Raw genomic sequence first — 17,841 nt, forward strand, 5'->3', positions numbered from 1 at the left:
TGAAAATGAAAAAAACAACATATGCATTGGCAATCGCCGCATTGCTCGCGTCCAGCGCCGCGACCCTTGCCGCCGACACCAAGATTGGCTTGCTGATGGACATCACAGGTCCGATCGCAAGCTTTATTCCGCCGCTGCAGAATGCGGCCAATCTGGCAGTTCAGCATGTCAATGAGAACGGTGGGCTGCTCGATGGCCAGGCTGTCGCGGTGTTCGGCGATACCACCGGCTCCTCGCAAGGTGCGGTTGACGCTGCTGGCAAGCTGATCAACGTTGAGAACGTGTCGATCATCATGGGTGCCTTGATGTCGGGCACCACAATTGCTGCAGCGGAAGCCGCCGCAATCCCGGCCGGCGTCGTGCAGATCTCGCCAACGGCGACGTCACCAGCGATGACCGACATCAACGACAATGACCTGCTCTACCGGATCGTGCCATCAGACAACTTCCAGGGCGAAGTCCTGGCCAAGATGGTGATGGATGAAGGCCTCAAGAAAGTCGCCGTGACCTTCGTCAACAATGACTATGGCGTCGGCATCGGCAGCACTTTCGTGGCAGCCTACAAGGCGCTCGGCGGCGAAGTGGTTGCCGAAGTCAAGCACGAAGAGAAGAAGAACTCCTATCGCTCGGAACTGGCGACACTGTCGAAAGCCGGCGGCGATGCGCTGGTTGTGATCGCCTATGCCGGCGATTCGGGCAGCAAGATCGTCAAGCAGGCGATCGAGGGTGGCCTGTTCACCACCTTCATCGGCACGGACGGTTTGCGCGATGACGCCCTGATCGCCGATATCGGTGCTGAAGCGCTGGCAACCTCGTTCTTCTCCGCGCCGACGTCGCCGGATGACAACCCGAACCAGACCAGGCTGCACGAACTTTACACCGCGGCCTATAACGAGCCGGCCGACAAGCCGTTTGTCGATCAGACCTACGATGCCACCTTCATGGCGCTGCTGGCGATCGAACAGGCCGGCTCAGCCGATCGCACCAAGATGGCGGAGGCGCTGCGCGCCATTGCATCGGCACCGGGCGAGAAAGTTGGTCCGGGCGAGTGGGAAAAGGCCAAGGCCTTGATCAAGGAAGGCAAGGACATCGATTATGATGGTGCCGGTGGTACCTACGAGTTCGACAAGAATGGTGATGTCGCTGGCGTCATTGGCAAATTCGTTGTCGACGGCGCCGGCTACAAGCAAATCGCCATTTTTGAGTGATCCTGCCTGATTAATACAGTAAGAATGTCCCTCCCTGCATCTGCGGGAGGGACATTTTCAATGCGCGAGCCATCAGAGCAGCCAAGGTCTGTTGTGAAAGGCATCGCCAGCGGCTGAACCAGCCGCGACAAGGGGCGTAAATGATATCTGTTGAACATGTGAAGGTGAGTTATGGCGGCCCCAATGTCGTTGATGACGTCAGCTTCGATATACCTTCCGGACGGATTACCGGTCTGATCGGCCCGAATGGTGCGGGCAAGACCACGATGTTCAATGCGATCGCCGGTCATGTCGGGCTTGCAGGCGGACGGATTCTGCTCGAAGGCAGCGACATCACCGGGCTGCAACCGCATCAGCGCGCCATGCGCGGCCTGGCGCGCACATTCCAGATCCCGCACGAATTTTCGCAACTGACCGTGATCGAGAATTTCATGGCTGCGGCCGCCACGCCGGTTGGCGAAAATGTGTTCAACGTCATTTTCCGACGTGGACGCTTCGCCGAAGAAGAAGAACAGACCTACCGCGCGGCGCGGGACATGGTCAGTTTCCTCGAGATCGACCAGGTCAAGGACGAGAAGGCTGGCAATTTGTCCGGGGGACAGAAGAAGCTGCTCGAGCTCGGACGGGCCTTGATGCGCAAGCCCAAGATCATCCTGCTCGACGAGATCGGCGCCGGGATCAACCGGACGCTGCTTGCCAAGATATCCGACAAGATCCTGCTGCTGAACAAGGAACAGGGGCTGACCTTCTGCCTGATCGAGCACGATCTCGATTATGTCTCCAAGCTTTGCGACGAAGTCATCGTGATGGCCCAGGGCACATTGCTGACCCGTGGGCTGGTGGACGAGGTGCGACAGGACGCCCGCGTCATCGAAGCCTATTTCGGCGGCGGAAAATATGAGGCCCAGCCATGAGCGCGTTGTTGTCGGTCAAGGGACTGGTCGCCGGTTACGGCGGCGTGCCGATTATCGAGGATATCAATCTTGACGTTGAAGATCACGAGATCTCCGTCATCATCGGCCCCAATGGCGCCGGAAAATCGACCTTGCTCAAGACAATCTTTGCCCTGACTGCCCGGTCGGACGGCACGGTAAATTTTGCCGGAAAAGACATTTCAGGGCTGAAGACAGCAAAGCTTGTACCGTTGGGGATTTCCATGGTGCCGCAAAGCCACAATGTGTTTCCAACCCTGACAGTGGACGAAAACCTCGACGTCGGCACCTATGCCGCGCCGCCCAGGGACAAGAATGCCGTGCGCGAAAACGTGCTGTCGCTGTTTCCCGATCTGCGCGGCAAGCTTGGCCAGGCGGCGGGAGAGTTGTCGGGTGGCCAGCGGCAGATGGTGGCGATGGGCCGGGCTTTGATGAGCGAGCCGAAATTGCTGCTTCTGGATGAGCCGACGGCCGGCTTGTCGCCGGCCTATCTCGAGATCATTTTCGACCTGTTGCTCGACATTCGCAAACGTGGCGTGACCATCCTGATGGTGGAGCAAAACGCCAAGCAGGCGCTCAGGATCGCCGACAACGGCCATGTGCTGGTCAGCGGCAGGAATTTCATATCGGGAACGGGGGATGCGCTGCTCAAGGACGATGCGGTGCGCCGGTCTTTCCTCGGGGGTGCGGCGGCGTGATCGATTTCATCAATCTTTATCTGGTTCCGGGACTGACCATCGGCAGCGTTTACGCGCTGGGTGCGGTGGGCATCTCGATGATTTTCGGCATCCTGCGGTTTGCGCATTTCGCCCATGGCGATCTGATGACCATCGGTGGCTATGGCGTGCTGACGGCAGTCTGGTTCATTCCGATTCATCCGCTGTTGCTCTTGCCCTTCGGCATCGCGCTGGCGATTGTCTCTGCGCTGGCGGTCGACCAGTTTTTCTACAAGCCGCTGCGCAAGCTGCCGACCATCTACACCGTCATCGCATCATTCGGCGTGGCGCTGATTTTCCGCTCGCTGGCGCAATTGTTCTGGAATTCGGGCAATCAGGTGTTCACCTCCGGCGTTCGCATGCCGGTGGTGCTGTTCGACACGTTCCGGATTTCCGAATTGCACATGCAGGTTATATCGCTGACATTGGTGATCGCCATTGCGCTGCACTTTTTCCTGACCCGCTCGAAATTGGGCCGGGCCATGCGCGCCGTCTCGGACGAGCCGGAACTTGCGGCCGTGGCCGGGCTGGACACTGAAAAGGTGGTCCGCTGGACCTGGGTGATCGGCGCGTCGATGGCGGCCATCGCCGGGGTCTTTGCCGGCATGGACACGTCCATGCACCCCAATCTTGGCTGGAACCTGCTGCTGGCCATGTTTGCCGCAGCGGTGCTGGGCGGCATTGGCAAGCCGATGGGGGCGATTGCCGGCGGGCTGATCATCGGCATTGCCGAGGAAACCGCGACGTTCACCTGGTTTTCCGACGAGCCGTTCATCTCGCCGTCCTACAAATCCGCAGTGGCCTTCTTCATCATGGTCGCGCTGCTTCTGTTCCGGCCGCAGGGCCTGTTCAAGGGGAGGCTTCTGTAATGGAATTGACCGGGCTGATTTTCTACATCGTCAGCATCCTGATCGCCGGCGGAATTTATGCCGTGCTGTGTCTGGCGCTGAATGTGCAATGGGGTATGGGCGGGCTGTTCAATGCCGGCATTGCCGGCTTCTTCGCCGTTGGCGCTTATGCGTCTGCGATCGTAACCACCGCGGTGTCTTCCAAACATCTGGGCGGCTTTGGGCTGCCGATCCCGTTCGGCCTGGCTGCTGCAATGATCGTGGCCGGCATTACCGGCTGGGTTGTTGCCAAGATCTGCGTGCGGCTGAAAAGCGATTACCTGGCGATGGCCTCCGTCGGGATCGCCGAAATCCTGCGGCTGGTGATCGTCAACGAATCCTGGCTCACCAATGGCAGTCTCGGCATTGCCGGCGTGCCGCGTCCGTTTGGCAATCTGGTGCAGGGCAGGGAGGCCGATCTGGTCTATCTCGCCGTCGTCTGGGCCTGCGTGATTGGCGTCTATATTCTGTGCCAGCGGCTCTATGTCAGCCCCTGGGGCCGCACCTTGCGGGCAATCCGCGACAATGAGGATTCGGCACGCGCTGCAGGCAAGGATGTCGACTGGTTCCGCTTGCAGACTTTCGTCATCGGCTGCGCCATCATGGGGCTCGCCGGTGGATTGTCGGCGCATTACTTCAAGTTCCTGTCGCCTTCGGCCACCGAGCCGCTGCTGGTCACCTTTCTGGTCTGGGTGATGCTGATGGCAGGCGGGTCGGGCAACAACAAGGGCGCCATCGTCGGCGCCATCGTCATCTGGTTCATATGGTCGGCAACCGAGATCTTCACCAGCCAGTTGCCGCCGGAATGGATCACCCGCTCGTCCTATATCCGCATGCTGCTCGTCGGTCTGCTCCTGCAATTCGTGCTGCAGAAGTTCCGCTCCGGATTGATCCCGGAGAAATCACCGAAGATCCGATCGGATTAGCCGGGCTGCGGATGTCACAGTGGATCTAGTCCGCGGTCTCGGCCGGCAGGAAGGAGAGGAGCTTGGCGCGGACATCGTCGGGCCAGGGCATGGAGGTGTGCTTGTCGAGCCAGCTCGCCGCCAGCACCTGTTTGCCCGACCAGCGATGTTCACCGCCGCACAGCACCGCATGCTCGACTGTCATCGACGACTTGCCGACCTTGGTGACCGTCAGCTCGAATGTCAGCGTGTCGCCGAAAAACGATGGCTTTGAGAAGTCGCAGGTCAGATGCACGGTTGGCGTGCCCCAGCGCTCCTTCCAGATGATCTCATGCCAGGGATACCCGATGGCTGACCAGAATTCCTCGATCACGCCATTGAGCAGATTGAGGTAGGAAGGGTAATAGGCGGTGCCGGAAATATCGCAGTCGCCAAAATGCAGCATGCGGTCGGTTGTGTAGCTAACGCTCATGATCCCCCCAACAGTTTTCCAATCTGCAGGTTCGCATGCGGATGGCAGCGAGGCAACAGACCTGGCGGTGCCGCCTTGCCGGCTTTGCAGCACAGTGTGACGCTCAAACCGGCCGGGCGTCGAATCCGCACGGACTACTTGCTGCCGATCAGAGAGCGGCGAGAATGGAGCGTTCGATCTGATCGGTGGTGTTGTTGATCAATGTCTTGGGCAGTTCCAGCATGATCTTGTCGATGACGCTGACATGCAGGCAGGGACGGGCCTCGCCCAGCGTGTCCGGGTCGAGCACCAGGATCAGCTTTTCAAACTTGTGGTCCTGGGCCATGGCGTAGAGATGATTTGCCAGGATCTTGGCGAAGGTGGCTTCCATCGACTCCTTGTCGGAGGTGTCGGGCGGCTGCTTGCCGGCCGGGCCCTGATCGGCAAGATCTCCGGGTTCGAGATCACGGGCGTGCTGCAGCTTGAGCTGGCCACTCTTGCCGGCGTTGCGGTAGAATTTGGCGCCTTCTCCGGTGCCCACGACGATGAGGGTGTTGTGAGGAACTGGTAGGTTGGTCATGCGATCTCCCGCTGTTCGTCAGATATCGGTCAATTCAGTATGGTGACCAATGTGGCGGGTTGTGGGCTGTTGCCGCGATGGCAGCCCACAACACCAGGGCGGCGTTGGCTCCATCAGGCTGCGGTGGCAGAGGTGCGGCGGTGTTCGCCTTCGCGGACTTCCTCGATGATCTTGGAAACGAAGGCTTCCAGGTCTTCGGGCGAGCGGCTGGTGATGATGCCGTTGTCGATGGCAATCTCGCTGTCCTGCCACTTGGCACCGGCATTTTCCATGTCCGTGCGGATGGAGTGGTAGGAGGTTGCCTGGCGGCCCTTGATCACGCCCGCTTCAATCAGCAGCCAGGGCGCGTGGCAAATCGCTGCAACGATCTTGTTGCCTGTGACGAAGTCGCGGACCAGATTGACGGCGTCCTTCTCGACCCGCAGCAGATCCGGGTTGATCTGGCCTCCGGGCAGCACGAGGGCGATGTAATCATCCACCTTGACGTCGGAGATCTTCAGATCAGCATCGACGCTGGTGCCCCAGTCGTCCTTGTCCCAGCCCTTGATCGGCTTGCCGTCGAGGGTTGCGACGTGAACCGTGGCGCCGGCCTTCTTGAGGTGTTCCAGCGGATAGTCGAGTTCGGATTGTTCGAAGCCATGGGTCGACATGATCAGGATCTTGGCGTTTTCCATGTTGGGCATGGTTTGCTCCTTGCATCGTTGAACTTACCGACACCCAACGCATGCCTCAGGTTTGAGTTCCGGCTTCAACCGAAAAAGAACCGGCTTGATGTCACAGCCGGTCACGTTCGATCACATTGCCGGAGGAGGCAGCGCCCGGGATTGCAATAGTGGAACAAGGGTCCATCTTAGGCGTTCAGTTTACACATCCTCCATCGTACAGCTCCGTCGCGGGCCAGCCCCCTGACACCAAAGGACCAGTCATGCTCAAATCGATCGCCATTGCCGCCCTCGCTGCGGCCAGTTTCGTTTCCATTGCCGCTGCCCAGGACACAGACACGCTGCGTGTCGGCATGTCCGGCGGCTACTTCCCGTTCACCTTCGTGCAGCAGGACAAGCTGCAAGGCTTCGAAGTTGACGTGATGAATGCGGTTGCGGCGGAAGCCGGAATGGAGGTCGACTTCGTCACCATGTCGTTTTCCGGATTGATCGGTGCATTGAATGCCGGGCGGATCGACACCATTGCCAACCAGATCACGATCACGCCCGAACGCGAGGCGGCCTTCGTCTTCACCCAGCCCTATGTCTATGACGGCGCCCAGGTGGTGGTGAAAAAAGGCAATGAGGACACCATCACCGGCCCTGAAGATCTGCGCGGGCGCACGGTGGCGGTCAATCTGGGCTCGAACTTCGAACAGCTGTTGCGCGCGTTGCCCTATGCCAGCGAGATCAACATCAAGACCTACGAATCCAACATCGAGCAGGATACGGCACTCGGCCGGGTCGACGCCTTCGTGATGGACCGGGTGTCTTCGGCCCAGGTGATCGAGAAAAGCCCGCTTCCGCTGGCGCTTGCAGGACAGCCCTTCTCCGAAATCCGCAATGCCTTGCCGTTCCGCAAGGACGAGGCCGGGCAGGCCCAGCGGGACAGGGTTGATGCTGCCTTGACAGCGTTGCGGGACAACGGAACGCTTGCGGAAATTTCGCAGACGTGGTTCGCATCGGATATCACGTCGGCCAAATAGGGCAGTCTCATGCAAGCGCTTGATGTCGATTACATGCTCGGGCTGGTTCCGGTGCTGCTCGGGTATGTGCCGCTGACACTGGGGATGGCCTTGGCATCGATGGCGTTTGCGCTGGTGCTCGCTGCCCTGCTTGCGGTGGAACGGGTCATCCGGATTCCGGTGCTTGATCAGGCGGTGATGCTGTTCATCAGCTTTTTCCGCGGCACGCCGCTGCTGGTTCAGCTGTTCCTGTTCTACTACGGTCTGCCGCAACTGGTGTCGTTCCTCACCCAGATCAACGGCGTCACTGCGGCAATCATGGGGCTGACGCTGCATTTCTCGGCCTATATGGCCGAGAGCATCCGGGCCGCGATCATCGGCGTTGACCGCAGCCAGTGGGAAGCCTCGATGGCCGTCGGCATGACCCGCGGCCAGATGCTCAGGCGCATTGTCCTGCCGCAGGCCTCCCGGGTGGCTGCGCCCACCCTGGTGAATTACTTCATCGACATGATCAAGAGCACCTCTTTGGCCTTCACGCTCGGCGTGACCGAGCTGATGGGCGCCACCCAGAAGGAAGCCGCCGGCAGTTTTCTCTATTTCGAAAGCTTCATCGTGGTGGCTGTCATCTACTGGATCATCGTGGAAGTGCTTTCCTATGGCCAGCGCGTGCTTGAGGGCCGCATGGAACAGGCGTATTCCCGATGACCGGTGTTCGCGGACTGACCAAGCGTTTCGGCACCAACACCGTGCTCGACAACATCGACCTCGATATCAAGGACGGGGAACGGGTTGTGCTCATCGGCCCGTCGGGCACTGGCAAGTCGACGCTTCTGCGCTCGATCAATTTTCTCGATCATCCGGATGCAGGCATCATCACGGTTGGGGATCTGAGCGTTAATGTGGCGAAAGCCAGCAGGGCCGACATTCTGGCGCTGCGCCGCCGCACCGCCTTCGTGTTCCAGAATTATGCGCTGTTTGCCAACAAGACCGCGCGCGAAAACATCACCGAAGCGCTCATCACCGTCCAGAAGCAATCGCGGGCAGAGGCAGAAGCCAGAGCCGACGCGGTGCTGCAGGAGACCGGACTGTCCGACAAGGCCGACGCCTATCCGGCAGCGCTTTCAGGCGGACAGCAGCAGCGTGTCGGAATCGGCCGCGCCATGGCGCTGGGCGCCGATCTGATGTTGTTTGACGAACCGACCTCGGCGCTCGACCCGGAATGGGTCGGCGAGGTGCTGGATTTGATGCGGCGGGTGGCCGAGCAGCGCCAGACCATGCTGATCGTCACCCACGAGATGCAGTTCGCCCGCGAAATCGCCGACCGGATCGTGTTCATGGAAGGCGGCCGGATTGTCGAGCAGGGGCCGCCGAGCCAGATTTTCGATGCGCCGCACGATCCGCGCACCGGCGATTTTCTGCGCCGGGTCGGATAGGGCTGTGGACCCGGGTGACCAAGGCCCCCGCCAGGTACAGGATCGATTTGACTTGCGCCGGGTCGGATAGGGCTGTGGACCCGGGTGATCAAGGCCCCCGCCAGGTACAGGATCGATTTGACTTGCGCCGGGCAAAACACTACCACCAGACTATTCTCAGGGCGGGGTGTAATTCCCCACCGGCGGTAACAGCCCGCGAGCGCCGCCTTCGGGTGGGTCAGCAGACACTGGTGGAATTCCAGGGCCGACGGTTAAAGTCCGGATGGTAGAGAATGGGTGTGAGGATTCAGATCAGCAGATCTGTTCCGAACGCTTGTGCGCTCTGGGATCTTGTCATGAGTGAAAGGATCCGAGCGATGACAAAATCCCTTAAAATTGCCTTCATCAAAGCCCGCTGGCACGCCGATATCGTCGATCAGGCGCATGCAGGCTTCCTGGCGCGTGTTGATGAACTTGGGCTTGGTGCCCGGGTCATCGCCTTTGACGTGCCGGGTGCCTTCGAAATGCCGTTGCTGGCGCAAAAACTCGCCAAGACCGGTGAGTATGACGCCGTCGTCGCGGCGGCTCTGGTGGTTGACGGCGGCATCTACCGGCATGATTTTGTTGCCCAGGCCGTGGTCACAGGGCTGATGGATGTGCAACTCAAGACCGAGGTGCCGGTGTTCTCGGTGTCGCTGACGCCGCATCACTTCCAGCCCAAGGGTGAGCACGAGGCGTTCTACACCACGCACTTCGTCCAGAAGGGCCGGGAAGCGGCCGACGCGGTGGCACAGATCGCCAGCCTTGGCGTGTAAGGCGCGCGCACCGGTCAAGCCATCACGATTGGGCGGCCGGCTCGAGCCGTCACAGCGCTAATCATGAATGGGCATGGATGGGCATCGATGGCGTCATGAGTTGCGCATGGCGGTGATCAGGTCGGCTTTCGACATCGACGACCGGCCTTCTATGCCGAGCTCTTGTGCGCGCTCATAGAGGTCGCTCTTGGTCCACTCCTCATAGGGTGGAGCCTTGCCGCCCTTGGCCGACGGGTGCTGGCTGTCATTGGCTTGGGCATTGGCGATACGGGCAGCCTTCTGCTTGGATGCGCCGTCGTCGCGCAGGGCTTCATAGGTGTCGTCGTCCTTGATGGATGGTCCGTGATCCTTGCTGGCCATGTCAGTGTCTCTCTGGTTGGGGGAAGGGCTCCGGCTTGAGGTCTGGTCGTGGCTGTCTCAGAGCCTGTGCGACAATTGTTCGATGGCGGCGTCAATGTCGTTGATCAGCGGCGCCATTTCGTTGCCGAAATCGGCATGCGAGCGGGCTTCCAGTTCACCGCGCATTGCTTTGAGCGTCTCGAGCCGCTGGTCGACGGATTCGGGCGACAGCAGCACGGCGTTGATGTCATCTGCCGTGATGGTCTGTGCGATCCCGTCCAGATCGGCGTCACCGCCAACCTGTGCGTCGACCGGATCAATGTTGGAACCGCGTTTCATGACTGGCATTGGTCTCTCCTTGGTTTGTGATTTCAAACGCGCAGTGATGCCGATTGGTTCCGCGCATAAAACGCTCTGAAGCGCGTTCCACGGTGGTTTCGTCCCGGCCATATCTGGGGTATATGCGGGGCAGCCCGTCGCCGTCGCAGGGCTCAAGGCAGGCGATGAACAGATTTCAGCCAGATGGTTCGGGTCAGAGATCCGACGTGACAATGGACATGTGCAGCAACGAATGAACAGCTATCCGTTACACAAGCTGGCCGTGGCGCCGATGATGGACTGGACCGACCGGCATTGCCGGTTCCTGCATCGGCAGTTGACGCGCCGGGCGCTGCTGTACACCGAGATGGTGGTGGCCGAGGCGATCATCCATGGTGAGCGGCAGCGGCTGCTTGGCTATGACGACAGCGAGCATCCGGTGGCGTTGCAACTGGGCGGCTCTGATCCGCACAAGCTCGCGGAAGCGGTGCGGATTGCCGGCGACTACGGCTATGACGAAATCAATCTCAATGTCGGATGCCCGTCCGACCGGGTCCAGTCCGGCGCTTTCGGCGCCTGCCTGATGCGCGAACCCGAACTGGTGGCGCGCTGCGTGGCGGCGATGAAAGCGGTGAGCGAGGTCGCTGTTACGGTCAAATGCCGCATCGGCGTGGACGATCAGGATACCGAACCGGCGCTGGCAACGTTTGCCAAGGCGGTTGTCGATGCGGGCGTGGATGCGCTCTGGGTGCATGCCCGCAAGGCCTGGCTGGAAGGGTTGTCGCCCAAGGAAAACCGCGACATCCCGCCTCTCGACTATGACAGAGTCTATCGCCTCAAACGGGAATATCCGAATCTATTCATCGGGATAAACGGCGGTGTTGCCGATCTGAATCAGGCGCTTGAGCATTTGAATCATGTTGACGGCGTGATGCTCGGGCGCGCCGCCTATCACAATACATCCGTGCTGGCCGGGGTTGATCGGCAGATCTATGGACTGGACGCGGCCGAGATCGATTGGGACCGCGTCTGTGCGGCAATGATGGCGCATGCGGACGCGCATCTGGCCTCCGGCGGGCGGCTCATTCATGTCACGCGTCACATGGTCGGGCTGTTTCAGGGCGTCCGCGGGGCGCGCCGCTTCCGGCAGATCCTGTCAACGGAAGCGGTCCGTCCGGGCGCCGGGCCGGAGGTCATCGCCGCGGCCTTTGCGGAGATTGACCCGGCTGATCTGATGGCCGCAGCCTGACCAGAGCCTCGGGCTGCAGGCTCAAGTTACGGGATCTGCCATGAATGCACTTCGCACCTATCCGATCATCGGCGCGGCAATCGCCCAGATTGCAGCCGCGACGGTTGTCATCGCGGCCTTGCTGGCGCTTGCCGGCATCCTTGATGGCCGTGCCTTGTTCTGGCTGGGGCTCATTGTGCAAAGCGTGGTCGCTGCAATGGTGACGAGATTGCTCGGACTGCCGGTGTGGTGGGTCTGGATCGGGCTGCTGTTTCCTGTCGCCGTGTGGCTGGCGCTCAACGCCGGGGATCTGCCCGCCTGGCCGTTCGGCGTCGGCTTCGTGATTCTGTATCTGGTGTTTGCCAACACAGCGCGGGAACGGGTGCCGCTGTATCTGACCAACCGGCCAACGACGCAGGCCTTGGTGTCGCTGATGCAGCAACGCCATGCCGAACGCTTCACCGATCTGGGGTCAGGGCTTGGTGGCGTGGTGCGGTCGCTTGCCGGCGGCGGCGGGCGGGCGAGGGGCGTGGAATCCGCGCCGATGGTGTGGTTGCTGTCTGCCATCCTGTCGAAGATTCAAAGGCGGGGCCAGATCCTGCGGCAGGACATCTGGGTGACCGATCTCTCGCGCGAAGACATTGTCTATGCCTTTCTCTCGCCCGAGCCGATGCCGGCGCTTTATGCCAAGGCCACGCGTGAGATGAAGCCTGGCAGCCTGCTGGTTTGCAACAGCTTTGCGGTGCCCGGGATCGTGCCTGACGAGACCTGGGAGCTGTCCGACCGGCGCAAGACCCGGCTTTACCTCTACGAAATGAAGAGCCGCGCGCCCGCTGACGGCGGCGCTGAACCCTCGGGCTGACACCTGTCGGCCTATGGGTGTTGCGACGACCTTCGGCGTCAAACTCTCTTTGACATCAAATGCTTGCGCCAGAACGTTGCCAATCAGATTCAGGGTGCGCGGCGCTGTATCTTTTTGAACCTATGCATGTGGCTGAACGTGCAGACGAAGTTTATTGAGTGCGACATGGATTGGCGGTGTCGCTGGCCCCGGCGAGCAGGCTCACTCGGCCGGAAGCGGTGTCGGCTTGTTGCTTGCGTCGAGTGCGACCATGACAAACAGCGCGTTGGTGACCTTGTCCATCTGCGGTGTCAGGTAGCGTTGCGCCCAGGCTTCGACCAGCAGCGTCATCGAGGTTCGGCCGACCTTGACGATGTCGGTGTAGATGCACAAGGTGTCGCCGATTTTCACCGGCATGGCGAAGGCCATCTCGTTGACCGCGGCGGTCACAACCCGGCCTCTGGCCCGCTCCGCGGCACGGATGCCGCAGGCCAGATCCATCTGCGCCATCACCCAGCCGCCGAAAATGTCACCTGCGGCGTTGGCGTCGGCCGGCATGGCCAGCGTGCGCAATGTCAGTTCACCGGCGGGTGTGGTCATGATCAGATCCTTGTTCGATGCCTTGCACTCAGGTGTAGCCGGGCAGGGCCGCGAATTGAAGCCTCAGCCGGCGAGAACCTGGGGAAGGCTGGCTGGTAGTGGCTCAAGCCGATGGCCGGGTCGTGGGCCTGTCCCAGAAGACCGTCTCTCGGGCGCTTTGCGCCACAATATTGCCCCAGGCATTAACGCCCATCCTCAGGCTTCCTTCACATTTCTATGAATAAATAGGGCCAGTATTGCGTCGAACTGGAGCGATCCATGTTGTATTGTGTAGCCGGATTGCATCTCTCCGGACGACGGCCCCTGGGGCTGGCCCTGGCGGTCGTGCTTGTGGCGGGCGGATGTTCAGGCGATATGGCGCCTCCCGGAGACCTGCTTGGAATGGAGCAGGCGCCGCCGATCATCCGCAGTGAACCCGTCGCGCCGATGATGTCGGCAGCCCCGGTCGCAAGCAGCATGTTCAGTGGACCGGACATGGCGCAGGACACGGCGCTGATCCCCACCGGTCCGGATGCGCCGATGCAGAATGTGCTGGCCTATCCGGTGTCGGCTGGGGTCGACATGAACCAGATGACGTCGGCCTTGCCCGAAGGCCGTGTCGACCAGCCGGTGGTGATGGGAATAGGCACCGACACGCCGCGACTGGCCGCCACCCCGGACGACAACGCGCAAGTCTCTCAAGCTCCGGTTTCGAAGTCTCCGGTCCGGCTGGCAGGCTTGATGCCGCGGATCAGCAATCCGCTCAGCACGCCGCAATGGGCAGGCGGGATGCCGGCGGCCGAGAAAGCCTGCCGCAGCCGTCTCAAACGGCTTGGCGTCAGCTACCGGGATCTTCCGGCAATCAACAGCGGCAAGGGCTGCCATATCCCTTATCCGATCGAGGTGACGCAGTTGTCCGGCGGGATCAAGATCCTGCCGGCAGCAAAGCTCAATTGCCAGATTACCGATGCCTTCGCGCAATGGGTGAAGAACGAACTGGCGCCAGCCGCCCGGCTCCGCTACCTGTCCGGCGTGAGCTCGATCCGGCAATTGTCGTCGTACTCCTGCCGGACGATGAACTCGAAACGCGGCGCGCCGATGTCGGAACATGCGAGCGGCAATGCCATTGATGTGGGAAAAATCACGCTCAACAGCGGACAATCGATTTCGGTGCGAAAGCCGGGTTTCTTCTCATTCCGTGAGAAAAGCCTGCTCAAGACGGTTCGAAGCGACAGCTGCAAGTATTTCACCACGGTGCTGGGTCCGGGCAGCGATGTCCACCACAAGGATCATTTCCACTTTGATCTGAGAACCCGCAAGCGCGGCTACCGCCACTGCGACTGAGGTGGCGATCGTGAGTTCAGGCCGGTTGCGGGGTGTTTTTGCAGCCGGTGTCCCCACGGTCTAAGACCTTGAATGCCAGCATCTCCGGTGCCGCTCACTTGAAGCCAGGTGCGCGCGAGAAGCCTTAGCTGTTGCGCAGTTGCGACAACGCCGCCACGGTCTCGAAGCTTATCGAATTGTTGCCGCTGAAAAGCGACGTCAGAGGGTCGGGGGTGCCGTTCTCGATATCGTAGAGGGCGAGAAACCGGCGGACCATGATGTCGACCTTCTCCGGGTCCTGGAGATCATTGATATCGAGATACCGCTCGAGCAGCTTCTTCTGTACATCGATATCGGCGCCAGCGGTTTCAGCAGGAATTGACAGAGAGGTTCGAACGAAATCGGCAAGGGCGGTATCGGCCAGAATTTCATAGACGCTTCGCAGGGTAGGCGCCATGCGCTGGAAATAGAGGGCAAGACGGGCGCCGACATTGTCCTCGCCAGCCTCCTGTTCAAGCATTTGCGTAAGAAAGAGGTTGCTGGTTTCGATGATCCCACGCTGGGTCTGGACACCTGTCTCGACGCTTGAATCGATGAACCCCTCCTTGGTGAAGTTGAAGGAGCCGGTGATTTTCTGAAACCGGATATCGTTGAGCGTATTGGCATAACTGGTTGGATCGGCAAGGTCCGAGATCAGGATCTTGCGCAGAGTCTCCGAATTGACTTCTTTCGACTTGAAGCCTTCGGCGGTCAGCAGCAGGCTTGAAATGCGCTCGTCGGCGACGAGTTCGTCCACCGTTTCCAGGGTTTGCATTTTCGAGCGATAATAGGAAATCTCGGCTTCAGCCTTGTCCTTGGCTGATTGGCTGGAATCATTCCGTGTCATCTCGGCATAATAGGCTTTCGCGATCCGGGTGATCTCGTTTTCCGACTGGGCGAAACGAGGCGATCCAATGCTCCCGTCGGCGGCGAAATTGAAGGATTTGGCCAGTTTGACAAAGCGCTCATCCTTCAGGCTGTTGAGATAGCTTTTCGGATCGTAGGGGTCACTGGTCAGGATCTGCTTGAGCTTGAACAGCGAGACCTCATCGGGTGAAATGTTGTGTGCCTTGAGTGCGTATTCGCGCACGAGGCCGGCAGCCGCTGTTCTGGACAGGAAATCATCCAGATTCGCAGTCAGACCGATATAGCGTTTGTATTTCGTGGTGGCCTCGGCATCGGCTTCTTCATCGGCATCGTCATACCTGACGATGTAATTCGACAGCAGGTCATATTTTTGCGTTTCATCCTGCGCTGTTTTGCTCGGGGTGAGACTGCCGTCGGCTTCAAAATTGAAGGCGCTGGCCAAGGCCACAAATGCCTTTCCCTTGGCATGGATCGGACTGGCCGGATCGCTCGGGTCCTGTTTCAAGGCCCACTCGACATCCGCCTTGCTGGTGTTGAGAGAGATTCCGAAGGCCTGCAGCACCATCTTGCTGAGCCTGCCGTCGTTCAGCAGCTCGGTGATTGACGTGACGGAGGCAATTTTTTCCTCGTAATAGCTCTTGTTGAGCAGCGCCCCGGTTTGGGTCAGGCGCGGCTGCGTGAACACATACCGTTCCGTCACCAGTTTTTGCTGGGCGTCGGATTGGACGCTGACGGCTGGATCAAGACTGCCATCGGCCTTGAAGTTGAAGGATGCGGCAAGCTCGAAATAGGTGTTGACCGTGTCGATCCGCTTGGAATACTGCGTTATCAGATAGTCGATTTTCTCTTTTTCCGCAGGCGTTTTTCCGGGCTCGATCCGCTGATCGTACAGGTCGAGCAAGATCGTGTCCCACTCGAGAAGCTTGGGGAAGAATTCGGTGTTGACGTAGCTGGCCGGATCGCTGATGTCGCTGGTGATTACATTCCTAATTGTCTGATAGTCGAATGTTTTGGGGTCGATGTTGAACGCCTTGAAGACATAGTCGCGGGTGCGGGTGTTTGCGAACAGATCATCGACATTGGTAAAGGTTTTCGTCAGCGCGACGAAATAATCGGTCTCCTGCTGGAGAAAAGTGTCATTGCTGGCGATGGTCTGATCGTAGGTCCCGATCAGGTTTTCAATCTGGCTGCTGGTCTGGACCACTTTGGTGGCAACAGTCTTGCCAAAATCATAGGCTGCGGCGAGAGCCTTGTATCTGTTGTCTTCAAGACGGTTGGCAAAACTGTTGGAGTCGGCCAGATCGCTTTCCAGTATCTTGCGGATGAACGCCTTCGCATAGGTCATTTCTTCCAGCCCGTAGGCCTTCATTGCATAGGTGTAGATCCGGTCGTTGTTGAGGAATTCATCGATGGTTTTGATTGAACCGATGGTGTCGCGGTAATATTTGGCATCGCGCGCAATGATCGGGTCGGAGGCTTTCCGCTGCAACGACTGAGACATGTCGCGTGCGTAGAATGTAAAGGATTGATAACTCGAAATCATGATGTGACCTGTGCTCAACAACCAGTCGACAAGCCGACCGGATCGCACCTTTTGCAGGTGAGTCCGGCGCAGCTTGCCCACGGTTGCTTGCCCGAGGCTTTCCTTACCCCGCCCGCGGGCGCGGGGCGCGGGGCGCGGGGCGCGGGGCTTGTCGTTCAGGCAAGGTCGATGGCCTTGAGCTGTCGGTCCGGATCAATGGATGGTGGAGGGCAAGGAGGGCTGGCCGCAGGCCAGGGGCTCAGTCGCGCAGGACCACCTCGTCGCGTCGCATCTCGAACGCAGTGAGCGAGGACATGAAGTTCATGCCCAACAGGCTTTGTTCGAGCTGCCGGGGTTCGACCACCAGCGCGCGCAATCCCTTGCGGACAACCGAACCGATGATGACCGTATCGAGCCGGACCGCTGCAGCCCGTCCCTGGCCGTTGGCGGTGTTGATGACCAGCGAATAGCTGAGGTCTTTATCGGTGAAGCCGATGCGGAGCGCGTCCTCGTGGGACAGCGCAATCGTGGTTGCGCCCGTATCAATGAGGAAGCTTACGGCTTCGCCATTGACCGTGCCGGCCGCTTCGAAATGTCCGTTGAGCGATTTCCGGATCAGGACTGCCTGACCATTTTCATCGGTCACGGTGACGGGACGTCCTGGAGCCAGGCCACCGGCAACCCGCAACACCATGTCCCGCGCCTGATCCTGATACAGCCATCCCGTCGCCAGACCCAGTATGATCGCGGCCCAGGTCAGGAGATTTCTGATCATCTCGCCCATATTGCGATGGGCGCCGACCACAGTGGCGCCTATGACCGCGGCAAGCAGTCCCAGATAGGCTATGGAGGCAAAATCATCATTGGGGAGCCCGAAACTCATTCCGGTCTCATGGTTGAAAATCAGCACAGCAAGCGTTGCAACGATCAGCGCAAGAATGAAGATCATCCGGTTCCGGTGTCCTGTTTCTCGCGCGCCATGCGCTGCCGCCTGGTTTCACGCCGCGGCCTGCGTTCGACGGTCTCGAGCCGGGACGGCAGGTCGGCCATCACCTCGCGGCGGGTTTCCGGTGCGTAGTCTATCCAGCCGGCAATTTCGTCGCGCGTTCGCCCGCACCCGAAACAATATCCGGTTTTCAGATCCATCGAACATACCAGGATGCAGGGTGATTCAATGCTCATCGGTGATTTCGCTCGGTTTGAAACTACGCTA

21 protein-coding genes and 1 riboswitch are annotated in these 17,841 nt (G+C 59.9%); of the genes, 12 read left to right on the top strand and 9 right to left on the bottom strand.

All coding sequences use genetic code 11. The features are described from left to right. Window positions 1-5: 5 nt before the first annotated feature. The 5 genes from PZ897_RS14985 (at window position 6) to PZ897_RS15005 (ending at window position 4,669) form a co-directional block, all read left to right on the top strand. The gene (locus tag PZ897_RS14985; RefSeq protein ID WP_275753311.1) at window positions 6-1,208 is read left to right on the top strand and encodes an ABC transporter substrate-binding protein; all 1,203 of its coding nucleotides are present in this window, start codon (window positions 6-8) and stop codon (window positions 1,206-1,208) included. 140 nt (window positions 1,209-1,348) lie between these two features. Further along, a complete protein-coding gene (locus PZ897_RS14990; RefSeq protein WP_275753312.1) occupies window positions 1,349-2,122 on the top strand; it encodes an ABC transporter ATP-binding protein in 774 nt (257 codons plus the stop codon). Then, on the top strand, window positions 2,119-2,838 hold the full coding sequence (locus tag PZ897_RS14995) for an ABC transporter ATP-binding protein (RefSeq protein WP_275753313.1): 720 nt from the start codon (window positions 2,119-2,121) through the stop codon (window positions 2,836-2,838). The genes PZ897_RS14990 and PZ897_RS14995 overlap by 4 nt, the downstream gene beginning before the upstream one ends. Beyond that, window positions 2,835-3,725 carry a branched-chain amino acid ABC transporter permease gene (locus PZ897_RS15000; protein ID WP_275753314.1) on the top strand — a complete coding sequence of 297 codons (891 nt, stop codon included), beginning with the start codon at window positions 2,835-2,837 and terminating at the stop codon, window positions 3,723-3,725. The genes PZ897_RS14995 and PZ897_RS15000 overlap by 4 nt, the downstream gene beginning before the upstream one ends. Then, on the top strand, window positions 3,725-4,669 hold the full coding sequence (locus PZ897_RS15005) for a branched-chain amino acid ABC transporter permease (RefSeq protein ID WP_275753315.1): 945 nt from the start codon (window positions 3,725-3,727) through the stop codon (window positions 4,667-4,669). Before PZ897_RS15000 ends, PZ897_RS15005 begins: the two co-directional genes overlap by 1 nt. A gap of 25 nt (window positions 4,670-4,694) precedes the next feature. Here PZ897_RS15005 and PZ897_RS15010 read toward each other — a convergent pair whose 3' ends face one another. The 3 genes from PZ897_RS15010 to PZ897_RS15020 all read right to left on the bottom strand — a co-directional run bounded on the left by PZ897_RS15010 (window position 4,695) and on the right by PZ897_RS15020 (window position 6,362). After that, a complete protein-coding gene (locus tag PZ897_RS15010; protein WP_275753316.1) occupies window positions 4,695-5,120 on the bottom strand; it encodes a thioesterase family protein in 426 nt (141 codons plus the stop codon). Window positions 5,121-5,268: 148 nt separating this feature from the next. Then, window positions 5,269-5,679 carry a host attachment family protein gene (locus PZ897_RS15015; RefSeq protein WP_275753317.1) on the bottom strand — a complete coding sequence of 137 codons (411 nt, stop codon included), beginning with the start codon at window positions 5,677-5,679 and terminating at the stop codon, window positions 5,269-5,271. Window positions 5,680-5,792: 113 nt separating this feature from the next. Continuing rightward, window positions 5,793-6,362 carry a type 1 glutamine amidotransferase domain-containing protein gene (locus PZ897_RS15020; RefSeq protein WP_275753318.1) on the bottom strand — a complete coding sequence of 190 codons (570 nt, stop codon included), beginning with the start codon at window positions 6,360-6,362 and terminating at the stop codon, window positions 5,793-5,795. A 242-nt stretch (window positions 6,363-6,604) separates the two neighbouring features. On the opposite strand from PZ897_RS15020, the gene PZ897_RS15025 reads away from it, so the two are divergent. The 4 genes from PZ897_RS15025 (at window position 6,605) to PZ897_RS15040 (ending at window position 9,572) form a co-directional block, all read left to right on the top strand. Next, a complete protein-coding gene (locus tag PZ897_RS15025) occupies window positions 6,605-7,366 on the top strand; it encodes an amino acid ABC transporter substrate-binding protein (protein ID WP_275753319.1) in 762 nt (253 codons plus the stop codon). Between the two features lie 9 nt (window positions 7,367-7,375). Further along, complete coding sequence (locus tag PZ897_RS15030; RefSeq protein ID WP_275753320.1) at window positions 7,376-8,050, top strand: amino acid ABC transporter permease; 675 nt, start codon at window positions 7,376-7,378, stop codon at window positions 8,048-8,050. Beyond that, window positions 8,047-8,778 carry an amino acid ABC transporter ATP-binding protein gene (locus PZ897_RS15035; protein ID WP_275753321.1) on the top strand — a complete coding sequence of 244 codons (732 nt, stop codon included), beginning with the start codon at window positions 8,047-8,049 and terminating at the stop codon, window positions 8,776-8,778. Before PZ897_RS15030 ends, PZ897_RS15035 begins: the two co-directional genes overlap by 4 nt. A 148-nt stretch (window positions 8,779-8,926) precedes the next feature. Further along, window positions 8,927-9,056, top strand: a riboswitch (FMN riboswitch). A 57-nt stretch (window positions 9,057-9,113) separates the two neighbouring features. Further along, on the top strand, window positions 9,114-9,572 hold the full coding sequence (locus tag PZ897_RS15040; RefSeq protein ID WP_275753322.1) for a 6,7-dimethyl-8-ribityllumazine synthase: 459 nt from the start codon (window positions 9,114-9,116) through the stop codon (window positions 9,570-9,572). Between the two features lie 93 nt (window positions 9,573-9,665). Here PZ897_RS15040 and PZ897_RS15045 read toward each other — a convergent pair whose 3' ends face one another. Then, a complete protein-coding gene (locus tag PZ897_RS15045; protein ID WP_275753323.1) occupies window positions 9,666-9,932 on the bottom strand; it encodes a Rho termination factor N-terminal domain-containing protein in 267 nt (88 codons plus the stop codon). 57 nt (window positions 9,933-9,989) lie between these two features. Further along, window positions 9,990-10,259, bottom strand: a complete 270-nt coding sequence (locus PZ897_RS15050) for a hypothetical protein (RefSeq protein ID WP_275753324.1) — start codon at window positions 10,257-10,259, stop codon at window positions 9,990-9,992. Between the two features lie 223 nt (window positions 10,260-10,482). Here PZ897_RS15050 and dusA point away from each other — a divergent pair, with 223 nt between their 5' ends. Next, window positions 10,483-11,478 (top strand): tRNA dihydrouridine(20/20a) synthase DusA, encoded by a 996-nt coding sequence (gene dusA, locus PZ897_RS15055; protein ID WP_275753325.1) that lies wholly within the window; start codon window positions 10,483-10,485, stop codon window positions 11,476-11,478. A 40-nt stretch (window positions 11,479-11,518) separates the two neighbouring features. After that, window positions 11,519-12,319, top strand: coding sequence for a hypothetical protein (locus PZ897_RS15060; protein WP_275753326.1), 801 nt, complete (start codon window positions 11,519-11,521; stop codon window positions 12,317-12,319). A 201-nt stretch (window positions 12,320-12,520) separates the two neighbouring features. Here PZ897_RS15060 and PZ897_RS15065 read toward each other — a convergent pair whose 3' ends face one another. Further along, on the bottom strand, window positions 12,521-12,898 hold the full coding sequence (locus PZ897_RS15065) for an acyl-CoA thioesterase (RefSeq protein WP_275753327.1): 378 nt from the start codon (window positions 12,896-12,898) through the stop codon (window positions 12,521-12,523). A gap of 258 nt (window positions 12,899-13,156) precedes the next feature. Between PZ897_RS15065 and PZ897_RS15070 the strand changes: the two genes are divergently transcribed. Continuing rightward, window positions 13,157-14,221: an extensin family protein gene (locus PZ897_RS15070; protein ID WP_275753328.1), complete on the top strand. Its 1,065-nt coding sequence runs from the start codon at window positions 13,157-13,159 to the stop codon at window positions 14,219-14,221. A 124-nt stretch (window positions 14,222-14,345) separates the two neighbouring features. On the opposite strand, the gene PZ897_RS15075 is transcribed toward PZ897_RS15070, so the two are convergent. The 3 genes from PZ897_RS15075 to PZ897_RS15085 form a co-directional block, all read right to left on the bottom strand. Further along, window positions 14,346-16,649 carry a DUF1217 domain-containing protein gene (locus tag PZ897_RS15075; RefSeq protein WP_275753329.1) on the bottom strand — a complete coding sequence of 768 codons (2,304 nt, stop codon included), beginning with the start codon at window positions 16,647-16,649 and terminating at the stop codon, window positions 14,346-14,348. Between the two features lie 238 nt (window positions 16,650-16,887). Beyond that, complete coding sequence (locus PZ897_RS15080; RefSeq protein ID WP_275753330.1) at window positions 16,888-17,577, bottom strand: TIGR02281 family clan AA aspartic protease; 690 nt, start codon at window positions 17,575-17,577, stop codon at window positions 16,888-16,890. Continuing rightward, window positions 17,574-17,810, bottom strand: a complete 237-nt coding sequence (locus tag PZ897_RS15085; protein WP_275753331.1) for a DUF1289 domain-containing protein — start codon at window positions 17,808-17,810, stop codon at window positions 17,574-17,576. The genes PZ897_RS15080 and PZ897_RS15085 overlap by 4 nt, the downstream gene beginning before the upstream one ends. Window positions 17,811-17,841 lie beyond the last annotated feature (31 nt).

The sequence above is a fragment of the Hoeflea sp. YIM 152468 genome (assembly GCF_029210485.1).
GTDB lineage: Bacteria > Pseudomonadota > Alphaproteobacteria > Rhizobiales > Rhizobiaceae > Hoeflea.

Excerpts from the sequence above, each read along its gene's own strand:
- PZ897_RS14985 (WP_275753311.1), top strand. The coding sequence starts at position 6 with ATGAAAAAAACAACATATGCATTGGCAATCGCCGCATTGCTCGCGTCC.
- PZ897_RS14990 (WP_275753312.1), top strand. The coding sequence starts at position 1,349 with ATGATATCTGTTGAACATGTGAAGGTGAGTTATGGCGGCCCCAATGTC.
- PZ897_RS14995 (WP_275753313.1), top strand. The coding sequence starts at position 2,119 with ATGAGCGCGTTGTTGTCGGTCAAGGGACTGGTCGCCGGTTACGGCGGC.
- PZ897_RS15005 (WP_275753315.1), top strand. The coding sequence starts at position 3,725 with ATGGAATTGACCGGGCTGATTTTCTACATCGTCAGCATCCTGATCGCC.
- PZ897_RS15010 (WP_275753316.1), bottom strand. The coding sequence starts at position 5,120 with ATGAGCGTTAGCTACACAACCGACCGCATGCTGCATTTTGGCGACTGC.
- PZ897_RS15015 (WP_275753317.1), bottom strand. The coding sequence starts at position 5,679 with ATGACCAACCTACCAGTTCCTCACAACACCCTCATCGTCGTGGGCACC.
- PZ897_RS15020 (WP_275753318.1), bottom strand. The coding sequence starts at position 6,362 with ATGCCCAACATGGAAAACGCCAAGATCCTGATCATGTCGACCCATGGC.
- PZ897_RS15025 (WP_275753319.1), top strand. The coding sequence starts at position 6,605 with ATGCTCAAATCGATCGCCATTGCCGCCCTCGCTGCGGCCAGTTTCGTT.
- PZ897_RS15030 (WP_275753320.1), top strand. The coding sequence starts at position 7,376 with ATGCAAGCGCTTGATGTCGATTACATGCTCGGGCTGGTTCCGGTGCTG.
- PZ897_RS15035 (WP_275753321.1), top strand. The coding sequence starts at position 8,047 with ATGACCGGTGTTCGCGGACTGACCAAGCGTTTCGGCACCAACACCGTG.
- PZ897_RS15040 (WP_275753322.1), top strand. The coding sequence starts at position 9,114 with ATGAGTGAAAGGATCCGAGCGATGACAAAATCCCTTAAAATTGCCTTC.
- PZ897_RS15045 (WP_275753323.1), bottom strand. The coding sequence starts at position 9,932 with ATGGCCAGCAAGGATCACGGACCATCCATCAAGGACGACGACACCTAT.
- PZ897_RS15050 (WP_275753324.1), bottom strand. The coding sequence starts at position 10,259 with ATGCCAGTCATGAAACGCGGTTCCAACATTGATCCGGTCGACGCACAG.
- dusA (WP_275753325.1), top strand. The coding sequence starts at position 10,483 with ATGAACAGCTATCCGTTACACAAGCTGGCCGTGGCGCCGATGATGGAC.
- PZ897_RS15060 (WP_275753326.1), top strand. The coding sequence starts at position 11,519 with ATGAATGCACTTCGCACCTATCCGATCATCGGCGCGGCAATCGCCCAG.
- PZ897_RS15065 (WP_275753327.1), bottom strand. The coding sequence starts at position 12,898 with ATGACCACACCCGCCGGTGAACTGACATTGCGCACGCTGGCCATGCCG.
- PZ897_RS15070 (WP_275753328.1), top strand. The coding sequence starts at position 13,157 with ATGTTGTATTGTGTAGCCGGATTGCATCTCTCCGGACGACGGCCCCTG.
- PZ897_RS15075 (WP_275753329.1), bottom strand. The coding sequence starts at position 16,649 with ATGATTTCGAGTTATCAATCCTTTACATTCTACGCACGCGACATGTCT.
- PZ897_RS15080 (WP_275753330.1), bottom strand. The coding sequence starts at position 17,577 with ATGATCTTCATTCTTGCGCTGATCGTTGCAACGCTTGCTGTGCTGATT.
- PZ897_RS15085 (WP_275753331.1), bottom strand. The coding sequence starts at position 17,810 with ATGAGCATTGAATCACCCTGCATCCTGGTATGTTCGATGGATCTGAAA.